This window comes from Reinekea marinisedimentorum, from assembly GCF_004341165.1.
GTDB lineage: Bacteria > Pseudomonadota > Gammaproteobacteria > Pseudomonadales > Natronospirillaceae > Reinekea > Reinekea marinisedimentorum.
This window is the reverse complement of record NZ_SLZR01000060.1, coordinates 1-1,053: the sequence shown is the minus strand read 5'-3', so window position 1 is coordinate 1,053 and position 1,053 is coordinate 1. Positions and strand designations below refer to the sequence as shown.

Annotated in this window: 2 protein-coding genes; both read right to left on the bottom strand. The window is 50.3% G+C overall.

What is annotated here, in order from left to right:
* A partial coding sequence (locus tag BCF53_RS19150) for an IS3 family transposase (protein WP_132704383.1) occupies positions 1-694 on the bottom strand: 694 nt, incomplete at its 3' end.
* Entirely contained in the window at positions 691-999 is a 309-nt protein-coding gene (locus BCF53_RS19145; RefSeq protein ID WP_207902796.1) for a transposase, read from the bottom strand. The genes BCF53_RS19145 and BCF53_RS19150, both read right to left, overlap by 4 nt.
* Between the last annotated feature and the right edge of the window lie 54 nt (positions 1,000-1,053).

The window sequence follows — 1,053 nt, the reverse complement described above, 5'->3', positions numbered from 1 at the left end:
AAAAAGACTCCATCGGCGCGTTGTCCCAGCAATTTCCTTTACGGCTCATGCTCAGCGTTATCCCAAAGGAGCGCGCATAGTCCTGATATTCCCTGGATCGATACTGAACACCTCGATCCGAGTGCAATATTAACGAGGGCTCTGGTTGCCGCCGGGCGATGGCCATCTCTAAGGCCGATGTAATCAATTCAATGGTCATGCTGTTATCCAATGACCAACCCACGATCTTTCGTGAGCACAGATCCATGACGGTTGATAGATAGAGCCATCGATCCCTGTACCAGATGTAGGTAATGTCACTCGTCCATTTCTGATCAATGCCTTCCGCATTAAACTTCCGACGAAGCACATTGTCAGCCACGTTGTACATCGCAAGGGCGTGCTGGCGATAGGTGAAGGCTTTGCCGTTACGGGCCCGTATTGAGCGGCTGGCAAGGATCTTAGCGACGGTATTGCGACAACAGGCGACACCCATGGACTGAAGCTCATCGGCGAGCCTGGGAGCGCCATAGCGAGCTTTAAAAGCCTCAAAGGTTTGGACTACCTGCTTTTCCAGAAGCTCGCGCCGCACCTCGCTCTCACTGGGTGGCCGACATAGCCATCGATAGTAGCCCGACCGAGAAACATGTAAGGCTCGGCACATCAGCACCACAGAATATTGCCCGACATACTCGAGAATGACTGCGTACTTCACTCTTGGTGGTTCGCGAAGTACGCCGCAGCCTTTTTTAGAAACTCGATCTCTTTTTCAAGTTCAGCATTCTTGCGCTTTAGCCTGCGAACTTCCTCAGACTCTTTCTTAGAATAATCAACACCGTCCATGGAATTGAACTGTTTATCGGAAAGGCGATTAAACTGACGCTTCCAGTTGTAGATCTGCTGAGGACTAATGCCCAGCTCTTTCGCAACGGATGCAGTGGTATTACCTTCCTTTTGAGCGCGGCGAATCGCTTCTCGACGAAACTCTTCTGAATAAGCTTGGGTTTTCTTGCGTGCCATAGTGCACCTCCTATCTAACTATAGAAGGTGTCTACTAAATGTGGGTAACTCGGA